Origin of the sequence: Haloechinothrix alba, assembly GCF_900188115.1 — a bacterium.
Taxonomy (GTDB): Bacteria; Actinomycetota; Actinomycetes; order Mycobacteriales; family Pseudonocardiaceae; genus Haloechinothrix; species Haloechinothrix alba.
This window is the reverse complement of the sequence record NZ_FZNW01000011.1, coordinates 1-25438: the sequence shown is the minus strand read 5'-3', so window position 1 is coordinate 25438 and position 25438 is coordinate 1. Positions and strand designations below refer to the sequence as shown.

General features: G+C 69.2%; 26 protein-coding genes. 17 read left to right on the top strand and 9 right to left on the bottom strand.

Annotation, left to right across the window (positions count from 1 at the left end; translation table 11 throughout):
• Window positions 1-11: 11 nt before the first annotated feature.
• The 6 genes from CHB84_RS11955 to CHB84_RS11930 form a co-directional block, all read right to left on the bottom strand.
• Window positions 12-737 (bottom strand): ABC transporter ATP-binding protein, encoded by a 726-nt coding sequence (locus CHB84_RS11955; RefSeq protein ID WP_245818709.1) that lies wholly within the window; start codon window positions 735-737, stop codon window positions 12-14.
• Between the two features lie 131 nt (window positions 738-868).
• The gene (locus CHB84_RS11950; protein ID WP_089301659.1) at window positions 869-2056 is read right to left on the bottom strand and encodes an ABC transporter substrate-binding protein; all 1188 of its coding nucleotides are present in this window, start codon (window positions 2054-2056) and stop codon (window positions 869-871) included.
• 43 nt (window positions 2057-2099) lie between these two features.
• A complete protein-coding gene (locus CHB84_RS11945; protein ID WP_089301658.1) occupies window positions 2100-3152 on the bottom strand; it encodes a branched-chain amino acid ABC transporter permease in 1053 nt (350 codons plus the stop codon).
• A gap of 1 nt (window position 3153) precedes the next feature.
• On the bottom strand, window positions 3154-4026 hold the full coding sequence (locus CHB84_RS11940; RefSeq protein ID WP_089301657.1) for a branched-chain amino acid ABC transporter permease: 873 nt from the start codon (window positions 4024-4026) through the stop codon (window positions 3154-3156).
• On the bottom strand, window positions 4023-6023 hold the full coding sequence (locus tag CHB84_RS11935) for an AMP-binding protein (RefSeq protein ID WP_089301656.1): 2001 nt from the start codon (window positions 6021-6023) through the stop codon (window positions 4023-4025). The genes CHB84_RS11940 and CHB84_RS11935 overlap by 4 nt, the downstream gene beginning before the upstream one ends.
• Entirely contained in the window at window positions 6020-6856 is an 837-nt protein-coding gene (locus tag CHB84_RS11930) for an ABC transporter ATP-binding protein (RefSeq protein ID WP_089301655.1), read from the bottom strand. Before CHB84_RS11930 ends, CHB84_RS11935 begins: the two co-directional genes overlap by 4 nt.
• Window positions 6857-7161: 305 nt before the next feature.
• On the opposite strand from CHB84_RS11930, the gene CHB84_RS11925 reads away from it, so the two are divergent.
• The 12 genes from CHB84_RS11925 to CHB84_RS11865 all read left to right on the top strand — a co-directional run bounded on the left by CHB84_RS11925 (window position 7162) and on the right by CHB84_RS11865 (window position 17985).
• Window positions 7162-7905 (top strand): IclR family transcriptional regulator, encoded by a 744-nt coding sequence (locus tag CHB84_RS11925; protein WP_176439920.1) that lies wholly within the window; start codon window positions 7162-7164, stop codon window positions 7903-7905.
• Window positions 7898-9721: an AMP-binding protein gene (locus CHB84_RS11920; RefSeq protein ID WP_176439919.1), complete on the top strand. Its 1824-nt coding sequence runs from the start codon at window positions 7898-7900 to the stop codon at window positions 9719-9721. Before CHB84_RS11925 ends, CHB84_RS11920 begins: the two co-directional genes overlap by 8 nt.
• A 106-nt stretch (window positions 9722-9827) precedes the next feature.
• Window positions 9828-10181, top strand: coding sequence for a histidine triad nucleotide-binding protein (locus tag CHB84_RS11915; RefSeq protein ID WP_089301790.1), 354 nt, complete (start codon window positions 9828-9830; stop codon window positions 10179-10181).
• Between the two features lie 206 nt (window positions 10182-10387).
• On the top strand, window positions 10388-11383 hold the full coding sequence (locus CHB84_RS11910) for a PhoH family protein (protein ID WP_089301789.1): 996 nt from the start codon (window positions 10388-10390) through the stop codon (window positions 11381-11383).
• Window positions 11383-11958, top strand: a complete 576-nt coding sequence (ybeY, locus tag CHB84_RS11905) for an rRNA maturation RNase YbeY (protein WP_089301652.1) — start codon at window positions 11383-11385, stop codon at window positions 11956-11958. The genes CHB84_RS11910 and ybeY overlap by 1 nt, the downstream gene beginning before the upstream one ends.
• Before the next feature lie 6 nt (window positions 11959-11964).
• Window positions 11965-13314, top strand: a complete 1350-nt coding sequence (locus tag CHB84_RS11900; RefSeq protein WP_089301651.1) for a hemolysin family protein — start codon at window positions 11965-11967, stop codon at window positions 13312-13314.
• Between the two features lie 80 nt (window positions 13315-13394).
• On the top strand, window positions 13395-13745 hold the full coding sequence (locus CHB84_RS11895) for a cytidine deaminase (RefSeq protein ID WP_089301650.1): 351 nt from the start codon (window positions 13395-13397) through the stop codon (window positions 13743-13745).
• Complete coding sequence (gene era, locus CHB84_RS11890) at window positions 13742-14650, top strand: GTPase Era (protein WP_089301649.1); 909 nt, start codon at window positions 13742-13744, stop codon at window positions 14648-14650. The genes CHB84_RS11895 and era overlap by 4 nt, the downstream gene beginning before the upstream one ends.
• Before the next feature lie 421 nt (window positions 14651-15071).
• Window positions 15072-15809: an RDD family protein gene (locus CHB84_RS11880; protein ID WP_141134650.1), complete on the top strand. Its 738-nt coding sequence runs from the start codon at window positions 15072-15074 to the stop codon at window positions 15807-15809.
• 69 nt (window positions 15810-15878) lie between these two features.
• Complete coding sequence (gene recO, locus CHB84_RS11875; protein ID WP_089301646.1) at window positions 15879-16664, top strand: DNA repair protein RecO; 786 nt, start codon at window positions 15879-15881, stop codon at window positions 16662-16664.
• A gap of 45 nt (window positions 16665-16709) precedes the next feature.
• Window positions 16710-17543: an isoprenyl transferase gene (locus CHB84_RS11870; RefSeq protein ID WP_089301788.1), complete on the top strand. Its 834-nt coding sequence runs from the start codon at window positions 16710-16712 to the stop codon at window positions 17541-17543.
• 7 nt (window positions 17544-17550) lie between these two features.
• On the top strand, window positions 17551-17985 hold the full coding sequence (locus CHB84_RS11865; protein ID WP_089301645.1) for a YbjN domain-containing protein: 435 nt from the start codon (window positions 17551-17553) through the stop codon (window positions 17983-17985).
• 58 nt (window positions 17986-18043) lie between these two features.
• On the opposite strand, the gene CHB84_RS11860 is transcribed toward CHB84_RS11865, so the two are convergent.
• Both CHB84_RS11860 and CHB84_RS11855 read right to left on the bottom strand, forming a co-directional pair.
• Window positions 18044-18463, bottom strand: coding sequence for a Fur family transcriptional regulator (locus tag CHB84_RS11860; RefSeq protein WP_089301644.1), 420 nt, complete (start codon window positions 18461-18463; stop codon window positions 18044-18046).
• A 69-nt stretch (window positions 18464-18532) separates the two neighbouring features.
• Complete coding sequence (locus CHB84_RS11855; RefSeq protein WP_089301643.1) at window positions 18533-18916, bottom strand: ArsR/SmtB family transcription factor; 384 nt, start codon at window positions 18914-18916, stop codon at window positions 18533-18535.
• A gap of 182 nt (window positions 18917-19098) precedes the next feature.
• Between CHB84_RS11855 and CHB84_RS11850 the strand changes: the two genes are divergently transcribed.
• From CHB84_RS11850 to CHB84_RS11830, 5 genes are all read left to right on the top strand, one after another.
• A complete protein-coding gene (locus CHB84_RS11850) occupies window positions 19099-20499 on the top strand; it encodes a glycine--tRNA ligase (protein ID WP_089301642.1) in 1401 nt (466 codons plus the stop codon).
• A gap of 60 nt (window positions 20500-20559) precedes the next feature.
• Window positions 20560-21201 (top strand): YdcF family protein, encoded by a 642-nt coding sequence (locus CHB84_RS11845; protein WP_245818694.1) that lies wholly within the window; start codon window positions 20560-20562, stop codon window positions 21199-21201.
• Between the two features lie 109 nt (window positions 21202-21310).
• Window positions 21311-22585 carry a deoxyguanosinetriphosphate triphosphohydrolase gene (locus CHB84_RS11840; RefSeq protein ID WP_089301785.1) on the top strand — a complete coding sequence of 425 codons (1275 nt, stop codon included), beginning with the start codon at window positions 21311-21313 and terminating at the stop codon, window positions 22583-22585.
• Window positions 22578-23696 carry a serpin family protein gene (locus tag CHB84_RS11835; protein ID WP_089301786.1) on the top strand — a complete coding sequence of 373 codons (1119 nt, stop codon included), beginning with the start codon at window positions 22578-22580 and terminating at the stop codon, window positions 23694-23696. The genes CHB84_RS11840 and CHB84_RS11835 overlap by 8 nt, the downstream gene beginning before the upstream one ends.
• Window positions 23697-23783: 87 nt before the next feature.
• On the top strand, window positions 23784-24356 hold the full coding sequence (locus tag CHB84_RS11830) for a carboxymuconolactone decarboxylase family protein (RefSeq protein WP_089301641.1): 573 nt from the start codon (window positions 23784-23786) through the stop codon (window positions 24354-24356).
• 16 nt (window positions 24357-24372) lie between these two features.
• Here CHB84_RS11830 and CHB84_RS11825 read toward each other — a convergent pair whose 3' ends face one another.
• Complete coding sequence (locus CHB84_RS11825) at window positions 24373-25314, bottom strand: sigma-70 family RNA polymerase sigma factor (protein ID WP_089301640.1); 942 nt, start codon at window positions 25312-25314, stop codon at window positions 24373-24375.
• Window positions 25315-25438: the final 124 nt, after the last annotated feature.

Here is a 25438-nt window from a genome sequence, read left to right as displayed (position 1 = left end):
TTGACCCCCTGTCAGAGCCAGCGCTTGCGGCGCTTGTAGTGCTTGACCTCGCGGTAGTTCTTCCTGCCGCCCTCGTCGCCGAGCCCCAGGTAGAACTCCTTGACATCGGGGTTCTCCCGCAACTCGGCAGCGGTGCCGTCGAGCACGATCCGGCCCTGCTCCATGACGTAGCCGTGGTGGGCGATCTGCAGCGCGCGGCTCGCGTTCTGCTCGACGACGAGCACCGTGGTGCCCAGCTCGGCATTGAGCCTGGCTATGTACCCGAATATCTCCTGGACCAGCAGCGGAGCGAGCCCGAGCGACGGTTCGTCGAGCATCAGCAGGGTCGGCTCGGCCATCATCGCCCGCCCGATCGCGAGCATCTGCTGCTCGCCGCCGGAGAGGTACCCGGCCGTGCGCCCGCGCAGGTCGTGCAGCCTGGGAAAGTAGGTGTAGACGATATCGAGGTCGCTGTCGCTGATGCGCCCGCGTGTGTACGAGCCGGCGACCAGGTTCTCGCGCACCGTGAGGTGCTCGAACACCCGCCTGCCTTCCATGCACAGCGACATGCCCTTGCGTACCCGGTCGGCCGCGTCCATCGCGGTGACGTCCGCGCCCGCGAAGGTGATCGACCCGTCGGTGATCTCGCCGTGCTCGGTGGGCAACAGCCCGGATATCGCCTTCAGCGTCGTGGACTTGCCCGCTCCGTTGGAGCCGAGCATTGCCACGATCGATCCGCGGGGGACCTCGAGCGACATGCCGCGCAGCACGAGGATGACCTCGTCGTAGATCACCTCGATATTGTTCACCGCGAGCAGGGCCTCGTCACGCTCGTCGGCGGGGCCGGTGGGCAGCACGCCCTGCTGCCCACCGGAGTCACCGGCCGATGTCATGGGGTGACCCCCCGTTCCACTGTGGTCATCTCACCGTCGTCCACCTGGTAGATGCCGGTGCCCTCCATGCCGCGGTGGCTGTCGGCGTCGAAGGAGATCGGCACGGTCACTTCGCCGGTGTTCACCGGATCCATGCTCCGCAGCGCGTCACGCAGGTTGCTTCCGGTGACCTCCTGGCCGGAGTCGATCGTGTGCCGGATGCCCTCGGCCATCACGTGCATGGTGTACCAGCCCTGCACGTAGTGCAGACCCTTGTCCTCGAGGGACTCTCCCTGGGACTCGAGGTAGTCCGCGGGCTCGGAGTGCCCTTCAACCGGGTCGGACGGCGGGGAGAACGGTTGCACCATGATGTGCCCCTCGGCGGCGTCGCCTGCCAAGTCGATGAACTGCTCGTCCGCGCACCAGTTGAGGCACACCACGGTCATGTCGAGGTTTTGCTGGGCGATGTTGGTGGCCAGCATCGCAGCAGGGCTCGAGACGTTCTGCACAACGACGTACTCGGCGCCCGCCGACTCGGCGCGGTTGAGCTGGGCGACGTAGTCGGTGGCCCCCTCCGGCATGGCGTAGCTGTCGTACCCGAGACCGAGGTCGTTGTCCTCGATGTAGGCTTCCCCGTCGCCAACCGGTGCGGTGCCGAACGGGCTGTCGTGGTGGAACACCGCGACGCTGCCGTCGCCGCCGGAGTCCGAGGCGACCCAGTCCAGCGCGACGCGCATCTGGTCCGAGTAGGTCGCCGCGACTACGAAGTTGTAGGGCGACTCCTCCGGGTCCACGAGTGTCTCGGCGTAGGAGGCGGACATGAACGGAAGCTCGTCCTGGGCGACCTTCTGCCGCAGCGCCTCGGTGTCCCCGGTGCCCCAGCCCTGGACCGCCACGACGCCCTCGTTGACGTACTGCGAGTACAGCTGCTCGGCACGCGCGACGTCGTAGGCGTAGTCGTTGAGGTTGAGGTCGAGCTCGCGGCCGTCGATACCGCCTTGCTCGTTGAGCCACTCGGCGTAGCCGCGGATGCCCTCGCTGTAGGGTGTGCCGACGTCGGCGGTGGCCCCGGAGAGGTCGGAGATCACCCCGATCGGGATGGGGCCGTCACCGTCGCCTTCCTCGGCTCCGGGACCGCCGCAGGCGGCCAGGGTCAGCGCGGTGACGGCTGCGGTTGCCAGTGGTGCGGCTGCGCGTCTGTGCATGGTGTCCTCCTTGACACGGTGGATGGTTGGGAGCGAGCTCCTGTCAGTACCGGAATGGCCAGAAGCGTACGTAGTCCTTGAGGCGTTGCCAGATTCGAGCGAGGCCCCGGGGCTCGAAGATCAGGAAGAGCACGATGACCAGGCCGAACACGACGACCTGCACCGCGGGCAGCTTCTCGGCGATGCCGGGCAGGGTCCCCTGCATGTCCTGCCCGACCCTGGTGATCAGCGCCGGCAGTGTGATCATGAAGATCGCCCCGTAGACGGTTCCCGAGATCGAGCCGAGGCCGCCCACGATGATGATCGCGAGGTAGAGGATCGACTCCTCGAGCGTGAACCGTTCCCAGGTGACGATGCCGGTGTAGTGCGCGGTGAGGGCGCCTGCCAGGCCGGCGAATCCCGAGGACACCGCGAAGGCGAGCACCTTCGTCCTCGTGACGTCGACCCCCATCGCCGAGGCCGCGATGTCGTGGTCACGCACCGCCATGAACGATCTGCCCAGGCCGGTCCGGAACAGGTTGCGGGCCGATATCACGGCGAGCACAGCGATCGGCAGGATCACCCAGTACCAGTGGAAGTCCTGCCGGAACACGAACCCGCCGAGCTCCATGCGCGGTACCGAGATCGCGTCGCGGCCACCGGTGACCGCCTCCCAGTTGCGCACGGCGAACAGGATGATCTCCTGCGAGGCGAGCGTGGCGATCGCGAGGTAGAGGCCTTTGAGGCGGAGCGCGGGGATGCCGAAGAACGCGCCGATGACGGCGGTCGTCAGCGTCGCCAGCAGGACCGACAGCGGGATCGGTAGATCTCCTCGCACGTGCAGGATGGCCGAGGAGTATGCGCCGACAGCGAGGAACCCGCCGTGGCCGAGACTGATCTGGCCGGTGTAGCCGACCAGGATATTCAGCCCCACCGCCCCGATCACGGCGATGCCGATCTGGTTGGCGATGGTCAGCCAGTACGGGCTGACCACGAACGGTATGGCGAGTACGGCCAGCACGACGAGTACCAGCCGGAATTTCTCGGCGCTGGTGTGCCGCAGGGCGAGCTCGCTCGCGTAGCTACGGTGATGGATCCCGGTCGAGGTCGCAGCCATGTCAGACCCTCTCGATGCGTGTCTGGCCGAACAGCCCGTACGGGCGGACCATCAGGATGAGAATCAGCACGATGAACGGAACCACCTGTTCCAGCCCTCCGCCGACGTATCCGGCGGTGTACTGGACGAGCAGGCCGATGATGATCCCGCCCACGATCGTTCCGGGTACCGAGTCGAGCCCGCCGAGGATGACGACGGGGAACACGATCAGCCCGAAGCCTGCCAGCCCCGCGGAGACCCCGGAGAGGTCGGCAAGCAGGATGCCGCCGATGACGGCCGTGACCGCGGCGAGAGCCCATGCCAGCGCGAACACCCTGCGCACGCTGATCCCCATGGTCAGGGCAGCCTGCTGGTCGTCGGCGACCGCACGCATCGCGATGCCGTGCCGGGTGCGGGTGAAGAAGATCGAGAACGTCACCAGCACCGCAGCCGCGATGCCGATCGCGGCCACGCGGCTCCACGGCATGGTGGCCCCGGCCATGGTGAGCGCGCCCGACGGCAGGAACTGCGGCGTCTCCCGCGGTGTCGTGCCGAAGAACAGCTGTACGCCGCCACCGAGCACCGAGGACAGCCCGATGGTGACCATGATCACCGCGATGGCTTCCTCGCCGATCATCGGCCGCAGCACGAACCGTTCCACGAGCACGCCGAGCGTGGCGGCGAAGGCCACCCCGACGAGCACGGCCAGGCTCCAGTGCAGCCCGAGCACGACGATGGCCGCGTAGAAGGCGTAGGCACCGACCAGGAGGAAGTGTCCCTGGGCGAAGTTGATGACCCTGGTGGCCTTGTAGATCAGCACGAATCCCAGCGCGGCCAGCGCCAGGATCGCCCCGTTGGACAGGCCGAACAGCGTCATCTGAAGGAAGTCGCTCATCGCCGATCACCCCATAGGGTCGCCGTGCCTGTGGAGTCGTCGCCTGCGAACTCCGACATCGGGAATATCCGCAGCGGTGTCTTGCGGTCCACCACGGTGCCGTCCTGGTAGGTGATCGTGCTGCCGACGACGACCTCGGCCTCGCCGCGATCCAGGGCGGAAATGATGTCGGCGTAGCGCTCGGCGATGACGCCGCGCCGCACCTTGCGGGTGCGGGTGATCTCGTCGTCGTCCGGGTCGAGCTGCTTGTGCAGCAGGACGAACCGCCGGATCCGGGTGCTCTCCGGCAGGTCCTCGTTGGCTCGGGCCACCGCGCCCGCGATCAGCCGGTAGACCGGCTCCTTGGCCGCGAGATCGGTGTAGGTGGTGTAGGAGATATGCTGATGCTCGGCCCAGGCGCCGGTGGTGGCCGGGTCAATGATGATCATCGCGGTCACGTCCGAGCCGGACTCGCCGCCGAAGACGACGGCCTCCTCGACGTAGGGGCTGAACTTCACCTTGTTCTCCACGAACGCCGAGGAGAACAGCTGGCCGTCCGCGGTACGGCGTACGTCCTTGGCGCGGTCGATCACCACGAGATGGCCGTCCTCCGTGTACCCGGCGTCTCCGGTGCGCAGCCATCCCTCCTGGTCGACCGTCTCGGCGGTGCTTTCCGGGTTGCGGTGATAGCCGCGAAAGACCGATGCCGAGCGCAGCAGGATCTCCCCGTCCTCGGCGATGTGCAGCTCGGTACCCGGCAGCGGCGTGCCGACCGTGTGGAACCGCACGTCGGTGTCGGTATGGGCCACCGCGATGCCGCAGATCTCGGTTTGCCCGTAGATCTGCTTGAGGTTGACCCCGATCGCGTGGAAGAAGCGGAACACGTCGGGGCCGAGCGGCGCACCGCCGGTGTAGCCGCGTTTGAGCCGTGTCAGCCCGAGCTGGTCCCGGACGGGGCGCAGCGCGACCGCGTCGGCGACCCGGTGGACCAGCCGCAGCCACGTCCCGGGGCGTTCCCCGCGCACGCGCCGTTCCGCGTAGCGGTCGCCGACCCGGTAGCCCCAGCCGAACACCGCTTGCTTGAGCCGGTCGGCCTCCTCGATGCGCACCTGGACGTCGGAGAGCATGGACTCCCAGATCCGCGGCGGGCTGAACATCACGTCCGGCCCGATCTCGCGCAGGTCGGCCCGCTGCGTGGCGGCGTCTTCCGGGAAGCTGAGCGTGAATCCCCGCGAGAGCCCGCAGGCCACGGCGAGCATCTGCTCGCCGATCCAGGCGAACGGCAGGAAGCTGACATAGCGGTCATGGCGGGTCAACGGGTCGATCCGCTGGAGATTCTCGGCCATCGCCAGCAGGTTCGTGTGTGAGAGCTCCGCGAGCTTCGGCCGGGCCGTTGTCCCCGAGGTGGTGCAGATGACGGCGATCTCGTCGGGTGAGCCCGCGGCGATCCGTTCGGCCAGCCACGCCGGGTGCTGTGCGCCCCAGTCCTGGCCGGACTCCTCGACGTCGGTGAACGCGCGAAGGTAGGGCTCGTGGTACTGCTCGAGCCCGTGCGGGTCGTAGTACACGACGGTGTGCACCGACGGGAGCCGGTCCTTCAAGCGGATGATCTTGTCGACCTGTTCCTGGTCCTCGGCGACGACGACCCGGACCCGGGCGTCGGTGAGGATGTGCACGATCTCCTCTCCGATGCTGGTCGGGTAGATGCCGACCACGGCGGCCCCGATCGACTGCGTCGCCAGCTCGGCGATGAGCCACTCCGGACGGTTGTCGCCGATGACGGCGACGACCTCGCCCTGCTCGACGCCGAGAGCAGCGAGGCCGTGCGCGAAGTCGGTCACCCGCCGGGCGTACTCGGACCAGGTGATGGGCTGCCAGATCCCGTACAGCTTCTCCTGCATCGCGACGTCGCCCGGCCGCTCGTCGGCCAGCGCGTGCAGCAGGCGCGGGAAGGTGTCCGCCCGGGGCTCGCCGTCCGTGCTGGACGGCACGGGTCGCTGATCGGCACTCGCGGTCATGCCTGCACCTCCTCACCCAGGTAGGCCTTGGCGACGTCCGGGTCGGTGCTGACCTGTTCGGGGGCGCCGTCGGCGATGAGCCGGCCGAAGTCGAGCACGCTGACCCGGTCGGAGATGTCCATGACGACGTTCATGTCGTGTTCGATGAGGACCACGGTGACTCCGGCCAGCTCGTGGGCGTCGAGTACGAACCGCGCCATATCCTCCTTCTCCTCGGCGTTCATGCCCGCCATCGGCTCGTCGAGCAGCAGCAGGGCAGGCTGCATGCACAGCGCCCTGCCGAGCTCGACACGCTTCTGGAACCCGTACGCCAGCGCGCCGACCGGCTTGTGCCGTACCGACTGGATCTGCAGCAGGTCGATGACCTCCTCGACGAGCTCACGATGCGCGAGCTCCTGCCGCCGGGCGGGACCGAACCACACCAGCGACCGGGTGAGCCGGTTGCGCATGTGTATGTGCCGCCCGAGCATCAGGTTCTCCAGCACCGTCAGGTGCCGGAACAGCTCGATGTTCTGGAAGGAACGCGCCACTCCGAGCTGGGCGATCCGGTGCGGTTTCCTGCGCGTCAGGTCGTGCGCGCCCGCGGGGGTGTGCACGACGATCGTGCCGTCCTGCGGGCGGTACAGCCCGCTGATGCAGTTCAGCAGGCTGGACTTGCCCGCCCCGTTCGGTCCGATCACGGCATGCACGGTGCCTTGCCGCACGGACAGGCTCACCTCGTCGAGCGCGGTGATGCCGCCGAACCGGAGCCGGATGTCGGACACCTCTAGCAGGGGTTCTCCGGGTTCCAGTCGGCTGCTGTTGAGCGGATGCCGGTAGGAGCGCGTGATCACCTTCGGCCACCTCCGAGTTCGACTGTGCCGCCGACTCTATGATTGCACTATGTGAAAAGCAATAGCGATTTACGGAAACGAGATCCGATGATCTGGCACAGCGTGTGTGCCTGATGCAGTACAACTGGTGGGCAACGGGCGGGCAACTGGGGGAGGTGCGGCATGGCCGCATGCGTTACCGTTGCACTATATGAAAGTCACTACCTGAGTGCGGAGTACGTCTCCGTGTAAGGTAGCGAGGACGCCGCGGTGTGGCGTCGGTGACTGGTGTCCCTGTCGGGTGGGCCGTGACGAAGGTGGGGCGAGTGAGCGAGCCGGATGCGAGGGGAACGCTCGGCACGGTGCGCAACGCGGTGTTGCTGCTGGAGCTGCTCTCCGAAGGGCCCGCGTTCCAGCAGCTGACCGATCTGGCCGAGCGCTCCGGCCTGTCGGTGCCCACGGTGCACCGGTTGCTGCGTTCGCTTGTCCTGTCCGACCTCGTCGAGCAGGACCCGACGTCGTCGCGCTACGGGCTCGGTCCGGAGGTCGCCCGGCTGGCGCAGCGATACCTGGCTCGGCAACCCATTCTCGGAGCGCTGGCGCCCTACCTGGTACCGCTCCGCGACTCGATCGGACAGACCGTGCACGTGGCCGTGCTCGTGCGCGGCAGCGTCGTCTACGTTGACCGGGTGGACGGAGCCGACGGCGGGCTGTACCGGGACACCCACAGGGTGCACGCCGCGCTGGAGACAGCGGCGGGCCGGATCCTCGCGTCACGTGGTACCGAGGACGGCTGGCGACGCGCGCTCGAGTCGGTCGACTCCGAGCAGCGGTCCCGGCTCGGTGCCGAGCGTGACGGCTGGAGCGCGGCACCGTACCTGGTCACCGAGGGAGGCTCGGCGCAGGAGCCGAGTGAGGTGGCGGTCCCGATCGTGGACGGGCACGGGCATACGGTTGCTGCCCTTGCCGCGACCGCACCGCCGGTGACCTCGGAGGAGCAGCTGGACAGGATCGCCGCCCAGCTGTCCCGTGCGGCGCATGCCGCGGGAAGGGCATTGGGCCATGGCTGATCGCGAGATTCCCGAGGACGTTGCGGCATGGTCGGCGATCGCCGACGAGCTCGACTGGGAGGCTCCCTGGCAGCGCCTGTACGAGCCGGTGGGCGACTACGGCCGGTGGTTCGGTGGGGGACTGTTCAACCTGTCCGTCAACTGCGTCGACCGCCACCTGCGTGCGCACGGTGACCGGACGGCGATTCTCTGGGAGGGTGAGCCGGGCGACCGGCGCGGCCTGACGTATCGCGAGCTGCACGGCGAGGTCCGCAGGTTGGCGAGGGCGCTGCGCAGCCTGGGAGTCGGGGTGGGCGACCGCGTCGCGCTGCACACCGGCTGGCTGCCGGAGACCGTGGTGGCGATGCTGGCCTGCGCCCGGATCGGGGCCGTGCACGCGATCCTGCCTGTGGCGCTGCCGACCGAGGCGCTGGCCGAGCGGCTCGACGACTTCCGGCCACGGGTGCTGGTGACGCAGGACGGCGCGTGGCGGCACGGGGCCATCCTGCCGCTGAAGGCACGTGCCGACGAGGCGCTCGGCGCGCTCGGCGGGGTCGAGCACACGGTGGTGATCCGGCGTACCGGCGTGGACGTCGCGTGGTTCGAGGGGGACCGCTGGCTGCACGAGCTGCTGGCTACCGGTCCGGAGGGGGAGGACCCGGCTGCGGAGGCCGACCCGGTCGCGCTCGACCCGGAGCAACCGGTGATGGCCATGCACCTTGCCAACCGCCGAGGTCGGCCGGTCTCGGTGCTGCACGGGGCCGCGACTCTGGCGTCCTCGGCGCTGGCCGTGCACCGCTACGGGGTCGCTGAGGGCGAGGTGTTCTGGTGCGCCGGTGACGTCTCCTGGGCAGGCGCGCAGGCGCACGGTGTGTACGGCCCGCTGCTCGCCGGCTCGAGCGCGGTGATGTTCGAGGGCACGCTGGACGTGCCGACCAGGCACCGTACATGGGACATCGTGCGGCGGTACGGGGTGTCGACCCTGCTGACGACGCCGACAGTCGTCCGGATGCTGCGGGGGTGGTCACGGCGGCCTCCCGCGCAGGAGGACATCGCCGACCTGCGGCGGATCGTGACGATGGCCGAGCCGGTCGAGCCCGAGCTGATCGACTGGCTGACCCACGACGTGGGCGGTGGGCGTATCACCGTCGGCGACGGCTGGGGGCAGATCCAGCTCGGCGGCGTGGTGCGGGTCGACAATCCGGTGGCGCCGGACTCGTTGCCCGACCCCGGCTTCGCGATCGTCGACGGCGACGGGCGGGAACTGCCTGCCGGGCAGCGCGGTGAGCTGGTGCTGCGCAGGCCATGGGCAGGCACACTGCGCGCGATGGAGGGCGGCGGTGCCGAGGACGTTCGGCAGCGCCACTGGTACCGGCCCGGCCTGTACTCCACCCACGACCTGGCTCGCAGGCGACCGGACGGTGCCCTGGAGTTCCTCGGCCGTATGGATGAGGTCGTGAGCGTCTCCGGCCAGTTGGTCTCGCTCGGTGAGGTACGTCAGGTGCTGCTGGAACACCCCTTCGTCGTCGCCGTGGAGGTGGTGGAGCGGGCCGACCCGCGGTTGAGCCGTTCGCTGGCCGCGGTGGTCGCGCTGACCGACGGGGTGGCGGCGGACTCCTCCGTGGCCCGCGAGCTGATGGACACGGTCCGCGAGATGCTCGGTGGACTCGCGCGGCCCCGCGCGCTCGCCTTCATCGACCGGTTCGGCGACGAGCTGTCCACCACGGAGCTCGATCGGGCCCTTGAGCTGCTGATGGCAGGCGTCGGTGACGATCCCCTCCAGCTGAGCTGGGACCAGGTCGTCGCGGCCGCAGCGGCCACCGGAAATGCTGAATGACGCTGTCAGTCCTTCTGGTGGACTGACAGCGTCATTCAGCATTTCCGCCGAACGGCTCCGGTGCCACCGTGCGCGGGTGCTGCGCCGTGCCGATACGCTCGCGTCCATGAGTGACACGCTTTTCGAGCGCATCATCAACCGCGAGGTCCCGGCCGACATCGTGCACGAGACCGAGACCACGATCGCCTTCCGGGACATCAACCCGCGGGCGACGACGCACGTACTCGTGGTGCCCAAGACCCGCTACCGCAACGTGGCCGAGCTGGCCGCTGCCGACCCCGGGCTGCTGGCCGACGTGGTCAACACCGCCGCGAAGGTCGCCGAGCTGGAGGGTGTCGCCGAAGCAGGCTACCGGCTGACGTTCAACACCGGCGAAGACGCCGGGCAGACCGTCTTCCATGTGCACGGGCACCTCCTCGGCGGTTCCTCGCTCGGCCCGGAGGCGCGCCCGCCGAAGTGAGGGACGCCTCGCACCACGGCCGGGGCAGGCGAGCGTGGCTGCGGACAGCTGCGGATTGCGGCTAGCATCGAAGTGTCAGTGAAAACAACCGACGAGCAGTATCGACTGCAGAAGGCAGGGCCGAAGGGCACGTGGCCGGTACCGCACACGACGGAGCCGAGGGCTCCGACTTCCGAGAGCAACCTTCCCAGGACACCGCGTCGGGCTTGGCGACGACCGAGCCGGCTGAGTCCCGGTTCCCGATACCTTCGGCCGCCACCCTGACCCTGCTGGGCTCCGGGGACGAGAACCTCCTCGTGCTGGAGGAGCTGCTGTCCGCGGACGTGCACGTCCGCGGGAACGAGGTCACCCTGACCGGGCCCCGCGCCGACGTGACCTTCGCCGAGCAGGTCTTTTCCGAGCTGGTGTCGATGGCGACGAACGGCCAGCAGGTCGGTCCCGACGCGGTGCGGCGCACCGTGGGGATGCTGACGACCGGGACAGCCGAGTCACCGGCCGACGTGCTGGGGATGAACATCCTGTCCCGCAGGGGCAGGACGATCCGCCCGAAGACGCTGAACCAGAAGAACTACGTCGAGGCGATCGCCGGGCACACCGTGGTCTTCGGTATCGGCCCTGCCGGCACCGGTAAGACCTACCTGGCGATGGCCAAGGCAGTGCAGTCCTTGCAGGCCAAGGAGGTCAACAGGATCATCCTGACGCGGCCCGCGGTCGAGGCGGGTGAGCGGCTGGGTTACCTGCCGGGCACGCTGTACGAGAAGATCGACCCGTACCTGCGGCCCCTGTACGACGCGCTGCACGACATGGTCGACCCCGAGACCATCCCTGCGCTGATCCAGGCAGGCACGATCGAGATCGCGCCGCTGGCCTACATGCGGGGGCGCACGCTCAACGACGCGTTCATCATCCTCGACGAGGCGCAGAACACCACGCCGGAGCAGATGAAGATGTTCCTCACCCGGCTGGGGTTCGGCTCCCAGATCGTGGTGACCGGCGATATCACCCAGATCGACCTGCCCGGTGGCCAGCGCAGCGGGCTGCGCGTGGTCCGGGAGATCCTCGAAGGGGTCGACGACGTGCACTTCTCGAACCTGACCAGCGAGGATGTCGTGCGGCACCGGTTGGTGACCGATATCGTGGACGCCTACGAGAAGTGGCAGGCCGGTCACGGTGGCGGTGGCGGCACGCACGGGGGGCAGTGATGAGCATCGAGATCGTCAACGAGTCCGGTGTCGCCGTCGACGAGGAGTCGATCGTCTCGGTCGCCCGTTTCGCCCTGGACCGTATGGAGGTCAGCCCGCTGGCGGAGCTGTCGGTCCTGCTGGTGACGCTGGAGGCGATGGAGGAGCTGCACCAGCAGTGGATGGACCTGTCGGGGCCGACGGACGTCATGGCCTTCCCGATGGACGAGCTCGACGGCAGGCGCCCGGACGCGGCCGAGGCGAGCTCGGCGTTGCTGGGCGACATCGTGTTGTGCCCCGACTTCGCCGCGGGTCAGGCCAGCGAGGCCGGGCACCGGCTGGATGACGAGTTGCGGCTGCTCACCGTGCACGGCGTGCTGCACCTGCTCGGGTACGACCACGCCGAGCCCGAGGAGGAACGCGAGATGTTCGGCCTGCAACGCAGGATCCTGTCCGAATTCACCGATGCCGCGATCGACGCCGAGCGGCGTAGCAGGCGGCGCAATGCGGACGACAGGGTGCTCGGGGCCGTCGGGCTGGACGATCCCGCCCGGTCGGATGACGGGAGCGGCGCGGATCGGCATCGAGGTAGTTGACGGACCATGACGAACTCCACGGCGCTGGTCGTTCTGGCGGTCGTGTTGGTGCTCGCCGGCGGCGTGTTCGCCGCGGCCGACGCCGCGCTGAGCACGGTCTCCCGGGCACGCGTGCAGGATCTGGTGCGCGCGGGAAGCGGAGGGGCACGCCAGCTGGCGGCGCTCGTCGACGAGCGCAGGAGGCACATCAACCTGCTCCTGCTGCTGCGGCTGGGGTGCGAGCTGACCGCGACCGTGCTCGTGACGGTGGTGGCACTGCGCAGCATCGCCCCGGAGTGGCTCGCGGTGACGGGAGCTGCGGTGACCATGCTCGTGGTCAGCTACGTCCTGGTCGGGGTCGGCCCGCGCACGCTCGGCAGGCAGCACTCGTACGGGGTCGGCGCGGCCCTCGCCGCTCCGGTGCGTGTGCTCGGCCTGCTCCTCGGCCCGCTGAGCAGGCTGCTCATCGTGCTGGGTAACGCCATCACGCCCGGCAGGGGCTTCCGCGAAGGTCCGTTCACCAGCGAGGTCGAGGTCCGCGAGCTCGTCGACCTCGCCCAGCAGCGCGGCGTGGTCGGCACGGGGGAGCGCGAGATGATCCATTCCGTGTTCGACCTCGGTGACACGGTGGCGCGTGAGGTCATGGTCCCGCGCACCGAGATCGTGTGGATCGAGCGCGCAAGGAGCGCGGACGAGGCGCTGGAACTGTCCCTGCGTACCGGCTACAGCAGGATCCCGGTGATCGACGGAAGCGTCGACAACATCATCGGGTTGGTGAACATCAAGGACCTGGCGAAGGCCGTGATGAACGGTACGGGCGGCGCACCGCCGCCGCTCGGGGAGCTGATGAACGAGGCGACCTTCGTTCCGGACTCGAAGCGGTTGGACAGCTTGCTCAAACAGATGCAGGTCTCGCGCAACCACATGGCCGTCGCCGTGGACGAGTACGGCGGAACGGCAGGGCTGCTCACCATCGAGGACATCCTGGAGGAGATCGTCGGGGAGATCACGGACGAGTCCGACACCGAGGACCGCCCGCCGATCGAGTACCTTGACGACGGGTCGGCTCGCGTCTCCGCGCGGCTCGGTGTGGACACGCTCGGCGAGCTGTACGGGCTCGACCTCACCGAGCACGACGTCGACACGGTCGTGGGCCTGCTGTCCCAGCGCTTGGGGCGCGTCCCGTTACCAGGGGCCGAGACGGAGATCGCGGGCCTGCGGTTGCGTGCGGAGGGCGGCAAGGATCGCCGCGGGCGCATGCGGATCAGGTCGGTCGTCGTGCGACCGGGGCCCGGCATTCCCGACCGGACACGGCACAACGGCACGGGTGAGTCGGCAGCGGACGGGCGAGCCGACCGGACCGTGGACCACGCGTGACCACGGTAGGCCGCGGTAGCGGAACGGACGGCGGTCACGGACCAGGGCGTCCGGCCACCACGACACAGGAGTTGGGCGACATGGCGCAGATATCCGACAACGACCTCGACCCCGAGGACGCGAAGCTGGTAACGCTCGCGCGTTCGGCGCGGGCTCGTGTCCAGGCGACGGAAGGGGCCGCTGTGCGCGACACGGACGGGCGTACCTACGCCGCGGCCGAGGTGTCGCTGCCGTCCTTCACGGCGACAGCGGCGCAGGTCGCCGTCGCGACGGCGATCTCGAGCGGAGCGGAAGGCCTGGAGGTGGCCGCGGTGGTGACCGCGGCCGACGACCTGGCCGAGGCGTCGATGCGCGCGGTACGCGATCTCTCCGGTGACGCGCCGATCCTGGTGGCGGAACCGTCCGGCGAGGTGCGCGAGGTGCTCGGGTGACCGGGTCGTCCGCCGAGCACCGCTCCGGGTTCGCCTGCTTCGTCGGGAGGCCGAACGCGGGAAAGTCCACCCTGACCAACGCGCTCGTGGGCAGCAAGGTCGCGATCACCTCCAGTAAGCCGCAGACGACGCGGCACGCCATCAGGGGGATCGTGCACCGGGAGGACGGGCAGCTGATCCTCGTGGACACGCCGGGGCTGCACCGGCCGCGGACACTGCTCGGCCAGCGGCTCAACGACGTCGTGCACACCACATGGGCCGAGGTGGACGTGATCGGCTTCTGCGTGCCCGCGAACGAGAAGATCGGCCCAGGGGACCGGTTCATCGCCGATGCGTTGCGTGCTGTCGCGAGCCGTACGCCGGTGATCGGGGTCGTGACCAAGACCGATGTCGCAACGCGCGCGCAGATCGCCAAGCAACTCGTCGCGCTGGAGCAGCTGCTCGACTTCGCCGAGCTGGTCCCGGTCTCCGCGCAGGACGGGTTCCAGCTCGGCGAGCTCGCCGACCTCCTCGTGCAGCGGTTGCCCGAAGGGCCGCAGCTCTACCCGGACGGTGAGCTGACCGAGGAGCCGGAGCAGGCGCTGGTCTCGGAGCTGATCAGGGAGGCGGCGCTGGAGGGGGTGCGCGATGAGCTGCCCCATTCGATCGCGGTGACCATCGACGAGATGCTGCCCCGATCGGATCGGGACGACATCCTCGATGTCTACGCTGTCGTACACGTCGAGCGTCCGAGCCAGAAGGGGATCATCCTGGGGCACAAGGGCGAACGCCTGAAGGTCGTCGGCAGGCAGGCCCGGCAGCAGATCGAGGCGCTGCTCGGCAGCAAGATCTACCTCGACCTGCACGTCAAAGTCACCCGAGACTGGCAGCGCGACGCCAAGCAGCTACGCAGGCTGGGGTTCTGACGCACCGTGCCGCACCGTGCCGCACTGCGCGGGGCGAGCGGCAGGGAGTGGCACGCGCACGGTCTCCCGGCTAGCCTGCCGTGTACTTCACCCGACCGGTCGACACTGGGGAGCTTCTGCGAGGATCCGGAATCGATCCGGTATCGGTTGGGTTACAGTGCTCGGGCGCCGAGCAGCCGGTACGCCGCGCCGGATTCCCGCGAACGACGACGCGATCCTGAGGGGACTTTCCGTGAGTACACCGAACCCGCCGCAACCCGGTCAGCAGCCGCCCCGGGAGCAACCCGGCGGCCAGCCGTACGGCTACGAGCCGGGGCAGCCGGCCGGCCAGCAGTACGGTCCACCGTCCGGTGGTGTGCCCGCGCCGGGGCAACCGATGCCGGGCCGGCCCGCTCCGGGACAGTAGGCTCCTGGCCAACTGGTGCCTGGTCAGCCCGCCCAGCAGCCAGGCGGGTTTCCGCCGCAGGGGCAGGCACCTGCCGGCGCTTTCGGCGGGCAGGCGCCGTACGGACCGCCGCAACAGGGCCCCTACGGCGGTCAGCCCGCGCCGATGGGCCAGCAGCCGCCGGGGTTCGGTGACCCCTACGGCCGGCCGGGGGGATACGGCCAGCCTCCGTACGGCGCAGCCCCGCCCGGTATGCCGCCGGGCGCGCCGGGAGAGTACACGCAGCTGGCGACCGGTGTGCCGGTCAAGCTGGCGTCGCTGGGGAGCCGCTTCCTCGCACGACTCCTGGACGGGTTGATCGTCGGCGTGCCGATGACGATCGTGCTGATGATCATCTGGTTCGCCATGGCGCCGAGCCCTGACGAGATCGCGCGGGGTGAGGCCGGCGGCTTCGGTGTCGTGGGGGTCATGATGCTGATGCCGGTGCTCATGGCGGTCGCCTACGTGATCTACGAAACGCTCATGATCGGGCCGCGCGGGCAGACGATCGGCAAGCAGGTCGTCGGCGTCAAGGTCGTGCTGGCCTCCACAGGGCAGGTGCCGGGCAACGGCAAGGCTGCAGGCCGCAGCGGCGTGATGTTCGGCCCCTACGCCGTCCCGTTCATCGGCGGGCTGTACCTCCTGCTGTGCTACCTGTCCCCGCTGTTCGACAGCACCCGCAGGCAGGGATGGCACGACAAGGCCGCGCAGACCATCGCGATCGCCACCAAGTGAGCCCACCGTCACGCGACCCTCGATGATGTCCCGCCCGGCCCCGGTGGATGGACGTGACATCATCGAGGGGTGGCTGGCCTGTATCGCGACACCGGTGTGGTGCTGCGGGTACACAAGCTGGGTGAGGCCGACCGGATCATCACCCTGCTGACCAAGAAGCACGGCAAGGTCCGTGCCGTAGCCAAGGGCGTACGACGCACCACCTCGCGGTTCGGCGCGCGCCTTGAACCCTTCGGGCACGTCGATGTCCAGCTCTACCCCGGCCGCACCCTGGATGTGATCACCCAGGTGCAGACCGTCGACACCGTCGCGGCCGGGCTGATCAGCGACTACCAGCGCTACACGACGGCCAGCGCCATCACCGAGACCGCCGACCGCCTGGTCTCCGAGGAAGGCGAACCCGTCCTGCGCCTCTACCTGCTCGTGCTCGGCGCGCTGCGGGCCCTCGCGGGCGGGGAACGGGACACGTCCCTCGTACTCGACGCCTTCCTGCTACGCGCGATGGCGTTCGCCGGATGGGCACCCGCGCTCACCGAGTGCGCTCGCTGCGGCGAGCCGGGCAAGCATCCCGCGTTCAGCGTCCAGGCGGGCGGGATGATGTGCGGACGGTGCCGGACCGCAGGGGCGGTGCATCCCTCCCCGGAGACCCTGGCTCTGCTCGTCGCCCTGCTGCACGGCGACTGGGATGTGGCGGAGGCATCCGGACCGGGGGCGCGGCGGGACGCCAACGGCATCGTCGCGGCGCACCTGCAGTGGCACATGGAGCGACAGCTTCGCTCGCTGCCCCTTGTCGAACGTCGTGGCCGGGACTCCGACGGGCAGACACGTCCGGGGACCGTGCCTGCCACCGAGTAGGTTGGGGTGACGCGGTACGTGTCAGCGACATCAGCGGAGGTGGATGTGCGGCGCAAGCAGGGGAGCGCGGCGCGCCCGGCCGGGAACGTGCGGGCACCCGAGCCCCACCCGTCCGGAGCGCGGCCCCCGGAGATCCCCGCCGAGCTGGTGCCCAACCACGTGGCGCTGGTGATGGACGGCAACGGGCGGTGGGCCAACGAGCGCGGCCTGTCCCGGATCGAGGGACACAAGCGTGGCGAGTCGGTGATGATCGACGTCGCCGCGGGCGCGGTCGAGCTCGGCGTCAAGTGGCTGTCGGTGTACGCCTTCTCCACGGAGAACTGGAAGCGCAGCCCCGAGGAGGTGCGCTTCCTGATGGGATTCAACAGGGATACCATCCGCCGCCAGGTCGACTACCTCAACTCCATCGGCGTGCGGATCCGCTGGGCTGGTCGCAGCCCGAAGCTGTGGCGCAGCGTGATCAAGGAGCTGCGCTCGGCCGAGGACAAGACCGCGGCCAACGACCGGCTGAACATGACGATGTGCGTCAACTACGGCGGCCGAGCCGAGATCGCCGACGCCGTCCGGCGGATCGCCACGGCTGCCGCGAACGGCGAGATCAACCCCGCCAGGGTCACCGAACGCACGATCGCCAGGTACCTGTATCAACCCGAGATGCCGGATGTCGACCTGTTCCTCCGCCCTTCAGGGGAGCAGCGGACATCGAACTTCCTGCTCTGGGAGTCCGCCTACGCCGAGTTCGTTTTCCAGGACACGTTGTTCCCTGACTTCGATCGCCGGCATCTGTGGGAGGCCTGCCTCGAGTTCGCCAAGCGCGACAGGCGGTTCGGGTCGGCACGGGACGACGTGCAACGAGATGCACGGGGAAAGGAGTCATGACGACCGCATGAGTACCGAGGCCGCGGATACCGCATCGCTACTGGCCAGCGCGCGTGCGGCGCTGGAACGCTACATGGAGGTGCACGTCGACGACGACGGCGCGCTCACGTTCTCGCACGCCGACGTGCCCTGTGCCGTCCAGGCCATCCGGCTGGCGGACGGGCTGACCGTGCTGAGCCTGACGTGTGTCGTCGCGTGGGACCTTCCGGACGACCCCGCACTCGCGGCCGCGGCGGCCGAAAGGGCGGGTCAGGGGCTGTTCGGCACGCTCGGTGTGGTGCACACCGACAGCGGGGTCGACTTGACGCTGCGTTACGCGTTCCCCGCGGAGGGGATGGATCCTTCTCCGCTCGGGACGTTGCTGATGCTCGTGGTCTCCACGGCGTCCCAGCTGCGTACGGACTTCATCGAGCAGTCGCCGGAGGCGTCCGAGCAGAGCTGACGGCACCCGCCGAGCCCCGTGCCGGGCCGGTTGCACCGGAACCGTGGCAGGTGGGTCGTCAGGACACCGCACAGCCGGAGCAGGTGCCGACGAGCTCGATGGTGTGGTTGATGTCGGAGAACCCGTTCTGCGCGGCCACCGAGTTCGCCCAGCGCTCGACCGTCGGCCCTTCGATCTCGACGGTGTAGCCGCATGTGCGGCACACGAGGTGGTGGTGATGGTGGTCCGAGCAGCGCCGGTACAGCGCCTCTCCCGCCCCGGTGCGTAGTACGTCGATCACGCCGGCCTCGGACAGCGACTGCAACGTCCGGTACACCGTCGTCAGCCCGATGCCCTCGCCCCGCCTGCGCAGCTCGTCGTGCAGCTCCTGCGCGGAACGGAAGTCGTCGATCTCACTGAGCAGCTCGACGACGGCCGTGCGCTGCCGGGTGGAGCGACGACCAGGTACCGGGGTCGAGTGCTGAACCGACTGTGCCATCGCCGCTGGTCCTCCTCGTGCCTGGTTTCGCTTCCCGGACCGGCGTCGACCCGCGCTGCGCGGCAGGACTCACCGATCCTCTGTCTCACTGACGTGGGCGACGGCGTCGACCACGATATGTGCGAGGTGATCGTCAGCCAGCCGGTAGACGACCTCGCGGCCACGACGTTCGCCGTGTACCACGCGGGCCGACTTGAGCACCCGCAGGTGTTGGCTGATCAGCGGTTGGGTCACCCCGAGCGCTTCGACGAGCTCGTGTACACACCGCTCACCGAACCGAAGCTGCAGTACGATCGCGATCCGGACCGGGGCGGCGAGTGCACGGAGCAGCTCGCCCGCATCCGTCAGGGTACTCATGGGATGCACCGGCGCGGGTGTCGGCGCGGACCGGGAACGGGAATGCTCCGAGGGATCTACGTCACCGTTCCGTGCGTCGTCGACCACTTGCGCCATTACTTCATCGTAGTATTCCACCGGATCGTTCGCCGTAGCTCACGCTGCGTCACCAGAGGATCCGCCCGTCGGGGTTGCGAGCACGCGCGCTAAGCTGGGCATTTCCGGTCGCCGTTGGTGACTGTGATGCGCGATACCTACCGAGACCTTTGGAACACGACACAAGTTCGGAGACTCCTCGAGTGCCCACCGATCGCATTGAGACCGTCGTCAACCTGTGCAAGCGCCGTGGCTTCGTGTTTCCCTGCGGCGAGATCTACGGCGGGACCCGTTCCGCATGGGACTACGGGCCGCTCGGCGTCGAGCTCAAGGACAACATCAAGCGGCAGTGGTGGAAGTCCATGGTGCAGGGACGCGAGGACGTCGTCGGCATCGATTCCTCGGTGATCCTGCCGCGCCAGGTGTGGGCTGCTTCCGGTCACGTCGACGCGTTCGTCGATCCCCTCGTGGAGTGCCTGTCCTGCCACCGCCGCTGGCGTTCGGACCAGATCGCCGAGGAGTACGCCGGACGTACCGGCAAGGACGTCGCCACGGTCGACGGCGAGCCCGACCTGTCGGACGTGCCGTGCCCGAACTGCGGGGTGCGCGGCTCCTACACCGAACCCCGCGAGTTCAGCGGCCTGCTCAAGACCTACCTCGGTCCGGTGGAGTCGGAGGAGGGGCTGCACTACTTGCGGCCGGAGACGGCCCAAGGCATCTTCGTCAACTTCTCCAACGTGGTGACCACGGCGCGGCGCAAGCCCCCGTTCGGGATCGGGCAGATCGGCAAGTCCTTCCGTAACGAGGTCACGCCGGGAAACTTCATCTTCCGCACGCGCGAGTTCGAGCAGATGGAGATGGAGTTCTTCGTCGAGCCGGGCGACGACGAGGGCTGGCACCAGTACTGGATCGACGAGCGCACCCGCTGGTACACCGACCTCGGTATCACCAAGGACAACCTGCGACACTACGAGCACCCGAAAGAGAAGCTGTCGCACTACGCCAAGCGCACCGTCGACATCGAGTACCGCTTCGGGTTCACCTCCGGTCAGGAATGGGGTGAGCTCGAGGGCGTCGCCAACCGCACCGACTTCGACCTCACGACGCACTCCACGCACTCCGGCGTCGACCTGTCGTACTTCGACCAGGCCACCGGCGAGCGGTACCGCCCGTTCGTGGTGGAGCCCGCAGCCGGCGTGGGGCGGCCGATGATGGCGTTCCTGCTCGATGCTTACACCGAGGAAGAGGTCCCCAACGCCAAGGGCGGCGTGGACCGGCGCGCGGTCCTCAAGATCGACCGGCGGCTCGCACCGGTGAAGGTAGCGGTGTTGCCGTTGTCCCGTAACTCCGACCTCACCCCCAAGGCACGCGATATCGCGACGACCCTGCGCAGTCACTGGAACGTGGAGTTCGACGACGCGGCGTCGGTCGGCAAGCGGTACCGCAGGCAGGACGAGATCGGCACCCCGTTCTGCGTCACCGTGGACTTCGACTCGCTGGACGATCACGCGGTCACCGTGCGCGAGCGCGACGACATGACGCAGGAACGCGTGGCCATCGACCAGCTCGAGTCCTACCTGGCCGCGCGGCTGATCGGCTGTTGACCGTGTGCACCGTGTGGCACGGAAGAGGTGGGCGAGCGTGAACGTACGGGTGTTCGGCCGGTGACCAGCGGGAGCCACGTGGTTCGCTGGGTGCTGCGTGCGCTCACCGGCCTGGTGCTGATCGCGTTGCTCGTCACAGCGGGGACGGGATTCCGGGTCTGGTACGTCGCACGGGACGACGACCGCACCAGGGCAGACGCCATCGTGGTGCTCGGTGCCGCGCAGTACAACGGGACACCCTCGTCGGTGTTCCGGGCGCGCCTCGGGCATGCCAAGGACCTGTACGACGAGGGCGCCGCGCCCCTGCTGGTCACCACCGGAGGCAGCAGGTCCGGGGATGCCTACACGGAGGCAGATGCCGGCGCGCGATGGCTCCGTGAACAGGGCGTCGACCCGTCGGCAAGGCTCGCCGTTGCCGAGGGCGTGGACACCTACGGCAGCCTCGAGGCCGCAGCCGACGAGCTGCACGACCGTGGCCTGGAATCCGTGGTGGTCGTCAGTGACCCGTGGCATTCGCTGCGTGCCAGGACGATGGCCCGCGATCTGGGCCTGGATGCCTGGACCTCGCCGACGCACTCCGGTCCTGTCGTGCAGACCAGGCGAACGCAGCTGCGCTATATCGTCCGCGAGACCGGTGCGCTGCTGTACTACCGCGTCTCCGCAGAGCCCGCGGACCGGCTTGGTGGCACCGGCCTGGGCTGAGCGGCGCGCTCCCTCCGGCCGGCGAGCGGTCGGTGCCGGCCCGGTTACGGTGCGGGACCCGGCCGGAGAAGGAGACCGCTGTCGTCCGATTGCCCTAAGCTGTCGGGTGATGAGCGAGTTCTACGGTGAGCACGATCGTGCCCGCCTGATGGCCGAGCCACCGAAGGGTGCGTTGACCGAGACGAGCCGTGACGTGCGCGAGCCGTTCGTCCGCGACCGCGCACGCGTGCTCCATTCCGCGGCGCTGCGCAGGCTCGCCGGTAAGACCCAGGTCGTCGGCCCGGGTGAGGGTGCCGAGGTCAGCGGTGTCCCCCGGACCAGGCTGACCCACTCCCTCGAGGTGGCCCAGATCGGGCGTGGCATCGCCGAGGACCTCGGGGCCGATCCGGACATCGTCGACACGGCCGGCCTGGCCCACGACATCGGCCACCCGCCGTTCGGGCACAACGGGGAGCGCGCGCTCGACGAGGCGGGGGAGGCGTGCGGCGGCTACGAGGGCAACGCCCAGACGTTGCGCATCCTGACCAGGCTGGAACCGAAGGTGCTCGATGCGGGGGAGGGCTCGTACGGGTTGAACCTCACCCGCGCGTGCCTGGACGCCGCCACCAAGTACCCGTGGCCGTCGGCGCCGGGTACGCGGAAGTTCGGGGTCTACCCCGACGACATGCCGGTGTTCCGGTGGCTGCGGGACGGCGCGCCGGAGGGGCGTTCCTGTATCGAGGCGCAGATCATGGACTGGGCCGACGACGTCGCGTACTCGGTGCACGACGTGGAGGACGGCGTGCTGTCGGGCAGGTTGACACTGCGCATGCTCACCGACACGACCGAGCGGGCCGCGCTGGCCGACACCGCGGCCAAGCATTTCTCCGACCTGTCCGTTGCCGCGCTGGAGGCCGCCGCCGTGGACCTGCTCGAGCTTCCCACGGTGCGCGCGGTGGTCGAGTCGTCCTACGACGGTAGTCTCGGAATGCAGGTCGCGCTGAAACGGCTGACCAGTGAGCTCGTCGGCCGGTTCGCCTCGGCGGCCGTCGCGAGCACCCGAGCGGTACACGGTGACGGCCCGCTGGTGCGCTACACCGCCTCGCTGCACGTGCCCGACCAGGTCGCCGCGGAGGTGGCGCTGTTGAAGGCGCTGGCGCTGCGGTCGGTGATGAGCGACGCGCGGCGGCTGGCCGTGCAGGAGGGGCAGCGCCAGCTGCTTGCCGAGCTCGTCGACGTGCTGTCCCGGCGCGCCCCCGGCGCGCTCGACCGCGCGTTCCTGCCTGCGTGGGAGGCCGCTTCGGGGGACGAGGCGCGCCTGCGGGTGGTGGTCGATCAGGTGGCCTCGTTGACCGATGCGCAAGCCACGGCGTGGCATGCCTGGCACACTGGGCGGCATGGCTGACCGAGCGCCTGGCAACCGGGACCATCTGACCTTCGCGCTCGACCTGCACCACCGCCTTTCCTCGGGTGGCGACGCGTGCTTCTCCCCCTACTCGGTCGCCAGCGCGCTGGGGATGGCCTACCAGGCGGCGCGGGGGAGCACCGCCGAGGAGCTGCGCGCGCTGCTGGCGGGGCCCGAGCCCGATATCGCCAAGCATGTCGATCTGCTGCGGGACGCGGCCACGTTGCGTGCGGAGGACTCGGGCGAGGATTCCGCCCTCGTGGTGTGCAACGCGTTGTGGATCTGGGACGGCTTGGACTTCAACGCGGACTTCCGGACCGACCTGGCTGCGTGGCCCGGCGCGAAGCTGGAGACGGCGCCGTTCGTCACCGACCCGGAAGGGGCGCGTCGCACGATCAACTCCGACGTTGCCCACCTCACGCGCGACCTGATCCGGGAGCTGATCCCGGCGGGAGCCGTGGACGAGTCCACGGTGGCGAGCCTGGTCAGCTCGCTGTACCTCAAGGCGGCCTGGCGGCACCCGTTCGCCGAGCGCGACACCGGCGACGCCGAGTTCCACGCGCCGGCCGGCACGCACCGGGTGCCGATGATGCACCAGGTGGAGCGGCTGCCGTACGCGCGATCCGGCCAGTGGCAGTCGGTGACGTTGCCCGCGTCCGGCGGCGTGGAGGCAGTGGTGCTGCTGCCGGACGCGCGGCTCGATGCCGCCGAGGCGAGCCTGGACAGCGACCTGCTGGGCGAGCTGCTCGCGCGGCGTGCGAAGCGGCGGGTGGCGCTGAGCATGCCGAGGCTCACCGTCAGGCTGAACGTCTCGCTGGTCGAGGTGCTGCGGGAGCTGGGTGTGCGTGAGCTGTTCACCAGGTCCGCCGACCTGAGGGGCCTGTCCGACGATCCCCGCCTGTCGGTGTCGGACGTGCTGCACGAGTCCGTGCTCGAGCTCGACGAGCAGGGACTCGAAGGTGCCGCCGCCACGGCGGTGATGATGCGGCTCACCTCGATGGAGACCGGCAAACCCGTGGAGTTCCGTGTCGACCGGCCGTTCCTGCTGCTGATCCGGCACGTCGACACCGGAGCCGTGTACTTCCTCGCCCGCGTGACCGATCCGTCCTGAGTGCGGGCGCCACGCTGAAGCTGTCACATCCGTGCGCGCTGTCCCGTCGTGAGGGTGAGCGACCGACTCGACGAGAAGGAGGCCACGATGGCACGGATTCCCGCTGTGCCCCCGCAGGAGGCGGGGCTGCTGCGCAGGCTCGCGTACCGGTTCGCGCGCAAACGGTACGGCGCGATCCCCGAACCGTTCGCGGTGACGGCCCACCACGGTGGACTGTTCACGGCGGGTGCGGTGCACGAGTTGCTCGTGGAGAAGGTCAGTCGCGCCGTGCCGGTCAGCGCGCGCGAGCTCGCCGTGTACCGGGCCGCGGTGCGGCTCGGCTGCTCGTGGTGCGTCGATTTCGGGACCATGCTGCAACGCATGGACGGCCTGGATATCGAACGCCTGCAGCAGATCGACGACTACGCGACCTCCCCTCGGTTCAGCCGCACCGAACGGCTGGCCATCGCCTACGCCGACGCCATGACTGAGACCCCGGTCGCCGTCACCGACGAGCAGGTCGCCGAGCTCGAGGCCGAGTTCGGGCGCAGGGGAGTGGTGGAGCTGACCTACCACATCGCCTTGGAGAACATGCGTGCGCGCAACAACGCGGCACTGGGCATTCCGGCGCAGGGCTTTACCTCCGGCGAGGCGTGCCGCGTGCCACCGCCGGGATCGTGACGAACCGCAGCAGGCGTCACGACGCAGGCGGAACGGCACCGAGCTTGTCGGGGTTCGCCTGGTCGTAGATCGCCACGATGCGACCGTCCCGCAGCGCCATCGTCTGCAGGTGGGCGTCGAGCCTGCGGTGTCCGGCGGAACCGGGACGGGGTGGGACGTACAGTCCGAGGTCGCCGTTGACGAGCAGGAACGTTGCCGCGGTCAGCGCCTCGTCCGGGTACATCCTCCGCAGCCCGAGCAGGAACCGGGAGATCTTGTCCTGGCCGGCCATGACCTGCCTGGCTGTCCTGGCCTTGCCGTCGGCGTCGCCGATCAGGACGACGTCGGGGTGCAGCAGCTCCGTGAGTGTGGTGATGTCGCCGGAGGCGATCGCGGCGACGAAACGCTCCAGCACCTGTCGCTGCTCCTCGATCGAGGTGCGCGGTGGCGGATCCGCGTCCGCGAGCGCCTTACGGCCGCGGGAGGCGTGCTGCCGGGCACTCGCCGGGGAGCACTCCAGGATGCCCGCGATCTCGTCGAACGGCAGTGACAGCGCGTCGTGCAGAACGAAGGCGACGCGCTGCTCGGGGGTGAGCGTGTCGAGGATGACCATGGCAGCCAGCCGGAGGTCCTCGCGCTGGACGATCTCGTCGACGGGGTCGGTGCGCTTCGGCGCGTCGAGCTGGGTGACCAGTGGCTCCGGGAGCCACTGGCCGACGTAGTGCTCACGGCGCGCATGCGCGGAGCGGAGGCGGTCGAGGCAGATCCGCCCGACCACCGTGGCCAGCCAGGCGGTGAGGTCACGGATCTCGTTCCGGCTGTCCTCGTCCAACCCGGCGAGCCGCAGCCACGCTTCCTGCACGGCATCCTCGGCATCGGACCGGATGCCGGTCAGACGGTACGCGGTCGCCAGCAACGTGCCGCGCCGGGCGGAGAACTCCGCGGCGAGCGCGTCGAGATCGTTCCCGAAAGGCGTCACCCCGCCAGTCTGCCTGATGTGCTGAATGAGGTTCTCCTCGGGTTTGTGTGGGTGGTGTGCGCGGTAGGTGGGGGTGGTGTGCCGGCTGTGTCAGGCGTGTGGTGATTGTGCGGCGTGGATGAGG